Origin of the sequence: Chitinophaga sp. (assembly GCF_035564935.1) — a bacterium.
In the GTDB taxonomy this organism is placed as follows: Bacteria; Bacteroidota; Bacteroidia; order Chitinophagales; family Chitinophagaceae; genus Chitinophaga.
The window spans coordinates 1-6,475 of the sequence record NZ_DATMTE010001094.1 but is presented as its reverse complement, the minus strand read 5'-3'; the positions used below and the strand labels follow the sequence as shown (position 1 = coordinate 6,475).

The following is a 6,475-nucleotide window of genomic DNA, read 5'->3' as shown; positions in this document are numbered from 1 at the left end:
GAGATATAAGCGGATATAAATAACCGCTCATATCTCCCCGAATCTTTTAAAATCAATTTTAAAATCCAAAAAAATAAAATCAGCGAAATCAGCGAAATCATAAAAACCAGCGAGTCAGACAAAATCCGCTGCATTACGGTTTAAACTCCAGCCAGTCCAGTGTAAACAGATGCTGGTCGGGTTGCTGGTCTTTACTGAATACGAAGTAAAGATCGTTTTTGCCGCCGGGGTCCTGTACCGGCACCGTTACCTCTATGAATTTGTTCCAGTTGCCCGTTGCCTTGTACGCCAGCTTGCTGATCACAGGGCCGGTTGAACTGCCGGTATGGATTTCCAGTACGGCGTCTTTGTCGAGCGATGAATAACGGTACGTTACTTTGTGGATGCCTTTCAGGTCGATGTTCCTGAATACAAAGAACGATTTGTTATGGATGGATCCCAGGTGTTCTGATGAGCGTCCGATGTTTTGAATGGAGTCTGCATCTTCTGCCTGAACACGGAGGGAGCGGAGCAGCAACAGTTCACTGCCGCTGAGCGGAGAGGCGTTACCGCCGCCATCTGTATAGGTAGCTGCCAGTATATAATTGCCGTATTTTTCTTTGCCCAGGTGATCTTTCAGTGCTACGGCGCCGGAAGCAGGCAGGCTGCCTCCCGCCTGTTGTGTGGCCAGCGAGAGAATGTATTTTACAATTTGTCCCGCGTCATCTACAGACAGCTGCGGGTGAGCCGCCATGGAATGCTCGCCCCAAACGCCGCCGCCACCTTTAATGATCTTGTTGGCAAGATAAGCAGGGGCTTTGGGATCTTTCTCATAGCGTTTGGCTACCTGTGTAAAGGCTGGCCCCACAGAGGCTTTATCCAGCTGGTGGCAGGCCTTGCAATCGCTGCCTTCCATCAGCACCTTGCCGGGATGCGCCGGTACTGTGGTAATAAGCTGGTGGCCTTTTTCCGCTTTCGATTTGCTGCGCGGAATGTAATGCAGGCCAATCATCAGTTGTTCATTATTGATAGCAGGATCTTCTTTATCGGTAACCGTTACTGTGTAATGCAGCGGGCTGTTATCAAAATAGAAAGTGCTGTTATCAGTAGTGGTGATCTTTACCACCGGCACGGTGTTGCCTACCCGTATGGTGATGGTATCCGTACTGCTGGCGCCTTCCGGATCAGTTATTTTCAGGATGGCATGGTATACTCCGTTCTTTTCGTAGGTATGTACGGGGGCTGAATCGGTGACAGCGGCAGTGGCATCGCCAAAGTTCCATTCGTATTTCAATGCTTGTCCTTCGTCGAAGTCGTAGCTTTCCCTGCTGCTGAAGTTCACTTTCATGGGCGCCGTACCTGCGGTGTCTATCGTTGTGATAGCGGCTACAGGAGCGCGGTTACCGCCATTGTAGGAAATGCGTACCAGTCGCGCGTCATCATTGTCAATACCATACACGGAGCCATACTCCAGGATATAAAGGTCGCCGCCTTTACCGATGGCCATGTCTACCGGGCGTCTGAAATCGCCGTTTGTTTTCATGAAAGGTTCCATCGATTTAAAGTTATACTGGCTGTCGAGCCGCACGGCATATACCCAGTTACGCATCCAGTCGTAAATGAACAGGGCGTTATCGTACCATTCGGGCAAGCCCGTAGGGGTAACGGTGGCTTTGTTGTAATGATATACCGGTCCGGCCATGGCACAGCGTCCGCCATTGCCCAGTTGCGGGAATACGGAAGAAGAATCGTAGGGGTACCAGATCATGGCTTTTTGCGCCGGCGGCAATACTTTCAGGCCGGTATTATGCGGGGAGTTATTTACCGGGGCTTCTGCTTTGAAGGGGGCGCCAATGGTTTTGGTGGCAAAATCGTATTGCGGATATACTTTGTTATCGCCTACCACGAAGGGCCAACCGAAGTTGCCCGGTTTTTTGGCCTGGTTGATCTCATCATAGCCGCGCGGGCCCTGGTCGCTGTCCTGGCCTGCATCCGGGCCTACTTCGCCCCAGTATACGATGCCGGTGGCTGTGTCTACCGACATGCGGTAAGGGTTGCGGCAACCCATCGCATATATTTCAGGGCGTGTGTTGGCGGTGCCTTTAGGAAACAGGTTACCCGAAGGAATGGTGTAGCTGCCATCCGGCTCGGGATGGATACGCAGCACTTTCCCGCGAAGGTCGTTGGTGTTGCCGGCAGAACGTTCTGCGTCAAAGGTAATGCGGCCGGGAATAGTGTCTATCGGCGCATAACCGTTGGAGGCAAAGGGCACCGTGTTATCGCCGGTGGAAATAAAGAGGTTGCCGTTACGGTCCCAGTCGAGCGAGCCGCCCGTATGCGCGCTCACTTCCAGTTCCAGCGGAATGGTCAGCAATACCTTCTCAGAAGATAAGAGGAGGGAATCTTTACCTTCCATGGTAAAGCGGGATACCTGTTGCGCTGCCGGTACCTTATTGGGGGTATAATAAAAGTAGATGTAATGATTTTTTTCAAAACCCGGATCCAGGGTAACGCCCAGCAATCCATTCCCAAATCCTTCCTTGGTATCGGGGAGTACCGGGAACGTATATACGACTTTGGTGGCCTGGGTAGCAGGATCGTAGTGATACAATTTGCCACTGCGTTCAATAAAATATACGCTTCCATTAGCGGCAACGGCCAGTTCCATCGGTTCGTTCAGGTCGTTGGAAAGGATGGTTTTGGTAAAGCGGTTGTCTTCCGGAACTTTGGCCGATTTGCTTTGCGCTGAATGATCGCCGCATCCCTGCATGATTAGTGTCATTCCGACAATAAACAAGGCCGGTAATGTCTGCGTGCATAATTTGAATTGTCCACTCATGTAATATGATTATAGATTTGATTAGCGGGACACAAAATAATAGAATATTGTATCTTTTTTTCGTGAAAATGTATGAAAGGAAACAATATCGGATAGGCACTTCGTATTTACCTCCTCTTCGCAACGGTGAATTTAGTACCAGAAAAAAAGGAAGGTTTGGCTTTTTTTGCGCTGCTTCCGTATATTTGAGGCCCACATTATTCAGGCTGGTAAATTTTAAAGATGGATTTAAACAAATTCAAACAATCCTTACAGGAGGCGCATCCACCCAAAAATATGTCGGTATACCTCGATTCCCTCTGGTATGAAGGAAAGGGTAACTGGAAAAAGGCGCACGACCTGGTAGATGACCTGCCGGGAGCCGAAGCTGCAAGGGTGCATGCCTACCTGCACAGGGTAGAGGGAGACAGGGCAAACGCCGACTACTGGTATCGCCGGGCAGGAACCACCATGCCCCCGGGTACGCAGGAAGAAGAATGGGAATTATTGGTAAGCCAGTTTTTAAAATAGCTGTCAGCAGACGCCGGCAGATAGCCAACTTAGGGTGTATAATTTACATTTGTCATTGATTATTAGGCCATAAAAAAGCACTAATTTGTTTATTATTTGTATATTCCACGTGGCGTTAGATCGATAAGTATTAAACAAACAGTTATTTTAGTTTTTTAGCGGAGTATGTGGAAATTTATCCTTTTACTATTTTTATCTGTTCATCTGGTTACAAATGCTGGTTATGCTCAGTCCTATGGATTACGCTTTTCTAGTCATGAAGTGGTGCAGGAAAGGAGAACAACGCTGAATTTAACTTCATCCGGTCCCCTGTGTTTCAAGAAGAGCGGCGAAATATCATTCGACCTCAATTTACTTCCCTATAAAGAAACTTATTTCGGTTACGTATTAAGGATCATTGCTGCCAATAATCAGAATATAGACCTGGTATATAACCAGCGGGAACGCACTTTTAACTTCCTCATTGGGGAAAGCTTTTCCAGGGCGTTCGCCATTGATTCTATCGCCCTTTACGGCGGATGGACCCATATTGCTATCCAGTTCGACCCCGCGCAGAACGAAGCCACCATATCGGTTAATAATAAATTTGTTGCCAAAGGCCAGGCAAAACTGGGCAACCCGGTTTGTGCCCGTGTATTTTTTGGTACCAACACCTATGAAGGGTTTCAAACGGTAGATATTCCGCCTATGAACCTTCGCAATATAGTGGTGAAAGAAGGAGGACATACCAGGTATAACTGGCCGCTCAACGAAAACGAGGGCAACACCGCTACCGACCGGCAGGAAGGTAAAACCGCCGTGATCCGCAATGCCAACTGGATAGGGCCCCGGCATCGCAACTGGAGCCTGCTCCAGAGCTGGGAAATTAGTGGTACGCCCAGTGTGGCGTTCGACCGGGAAAAGGAAGTGCTCTATATTGTATCCTCCGATTCTTTATATAACATCTCTTTTAAAAATGAACAGGAGCAGGGCGTCCGCCTTTCCGAACGGCTGGATAGCCTGATGCCCGGGAACCAGTCGGTGTACAACCCTTTCCTGAATAAACTCTTCAACTTTTATATCGATCAGAAAAAAGCAGGATCCTATGATTCGCTTACCCGGAAATGGGATATCCGGTATACGCCTGATCTGCTCACCGTTTACTGGCAGGCCAATAAATTTATCTCCCGCCTGGACTCGTCTCTTTATATTCTCTGCGGATACGGGCAATTGCAGTATAAGAACACCGTGCAGCGCTACCAGTTCGGCACCGGCAAATGGGACTCTATCCCCACCACCGGCGAGAGACTTACCCCCAGGTACCTGGCCGCCACCGGCGCTACGGAAAATGGCGACACCGCCTATATTCTCGGCGGCTATGGCAGCAACAGCGGCAACCAGGTGGTAAATCCCCGTCACTATTACGACCTCCTGGCCTTTTATGTAAAAGATCACTCGTTTCATAAAGTGTTGCAACTGGAAGAACCACCCGCGCAGTTCTGCTTTGCCAACAGCCTGGTCATAGACCCGGCTACCCAAAATTATTACGCTCTCATCTTCCCGGATGATAAATTCAATACCAGCCTTCAACTGGTGGAAGGCTCCCTGAAGGGGCCAGGACTAAAACCCCTGGCGGATGCTATCCCTTATTCTTTTCATGATATCAAGTCGTTCGCCGACCTTTATTATTGCCGCAACAGTAAAAAACTGGTGGCCGTAACCCTCTATACTTCAAAAGACAATATCACCACCGTAAAAGTATATACGCTGGAGTTCCCGCCTGATACCGTACTGGCGGAAAGCTCCGGACTGAGGGGCATCTCCGCATGGTATTTATTGCTGCTCATACCTCTGGCGGGTATTGGCATATTCCTGCTGCGCCGCCGTAAAAAAGCTGCACCACAGCCAGCCACCGCTACGGCAGCTACTCCGGCTGCCGCTGCACCAGCTGCTTCAACAGCGTCATTGCCGCCGCTGCCCGTGGTGATACCCGAAACCACTACCGACGAAACCGTACCGGAAGAGATCATTGCTGAAAAGAAAGGCAATATCTATTTCTTTGGTCCGTTTGAGGTGCTGGACAAAGAAGGACAGGACATCACCAGGTTCTTTACCCCGCTGTTAAAGGAGTTATTCCTTCTCATAGCCATTAATACCATCCGTTCCGGAAAAGGCATTTCGTCCGACCGGCTCTATGCTACCCTCTGGCGCGATAAGTCAAGCAAGGAAGCGCAAAACAACCGCTCGGTGAATATGGTGAAGCTGAAAGCCATACTTGATAAGCTGGGCGCCTGCGCCTTTGTAAAAGAAGCCGACCGCTGGAGCCTCCAGTATACTGCAGATGACATCGACATGGACCTGGCCGGGTTCCAGCAATTGCTGCATGCACCGCGCCCCCTGCAAAAACAATCTGTCCGCAGTTTGCTGAAGATCCTTCACCGGGGCTCCTTCCTCCCTGATGCCAACTATACCTGGCTGGAAGATATCCAGTCCGAAATTTCAGGCGTAGCCCTCGATATTCTCACCGAAGCAGCCAACCAGTTTAATGCAGATCCCGAACTGCTCATTGAAATAGCAGACAGCATCTTCCTTTTCGATCCCGTAAACGAAGAAGCGCTCCGCATGAAATGCAGCAGCCTCGTTGCTCTTGGCCGCCACTCACTCGCCAAAGCCGCGTTCAACAAATTCGCGAAAGAGTATCTGCACATGTACGGAGAGGAGTTCCCGCAGTCGTTCACGGCCTATTCCGGGGATAAATAAGCGGAGGTTCGCCGTTGGCGAACACGCGGATTTTGTCTTGGAGCAGGATTACGCTGATTTTGCTGATTAGACTGATTTTATTTTTTGGATTTTTTGGATTTTGGGAGATGTCGGATCTGCCGGGATTGGGGCTGTGAATAAGCAATAGCTCACACAGGTGCAATGCATCTTCCTTTATATTTATATGATGACACAAAATTAACCTATAGTTGTGCCGTATTGCGCTAAATATGGGTAATATACTGCGTATATCTAAATTATATGCGGTAGAAACCGGAAGTATCCATACAGGAAGGTACCAGGAAATCCCATTATCAAAAGTGGAAACCCGAAGATTCAACATCTCCCAAAATCAAAAAAAATCCAAAAAATAAAATCAGTCTAATCAGCAAAATCAGCGTAATCCTG

The 6,475-nt window shown here is 49.0% G+C and carries 3 protein-coding genes; 2 read left to right on the top strand and 1 reads right to left on the bottom strand.

What is annotated here, in order from left to right; translation table 11 throughout:
- Positions 1-133: 133 nt before the first annotated feature.
- Positions 134-2,818, bottom strand: coding sequence for a PQQ-dependent sugar dehydrogenase (locus tag VN105_RS28200; RefSeq protein ID WP_325646563.1), 2,685 nt, complete (start codon positions 2,816-2,818; stop codon positions 134-136).
- 222 nt (positions 2,819-3,040) lie between these two features.
- On the opposite strand from VN105_RS28200, the gene VN105_RS28195 reads away from it, so the two are divergent.
- Both VN105_RS28195 and VN105_RS28190 read left to right on the top strand, forming a co-directional pair.
- Positions 3,041-3,328, top strand: a complete 288-nt coding sequence (locus VN105_RS28195; RefSeq protein ID WP_325646562.1) for a hypothetical protein — start codon at positions 3,041-3,043, stop codon at positions 3,326-3,328.
- 165 nt (positions 3,329-3,493) lie between these two features.
- Positions 3,494-6,067, top strand: coding sequence for a hypothetical protein (locus tag VN105_RS28190; protein ID WP_325646560.1), 2,574 nt, complete (start codon positions 3,494-3,496; stop codon positions 6,065-6,067).
- The last annotated feature ends 408 nt before the right edge of the window (positions 6,068-6,475 follow it).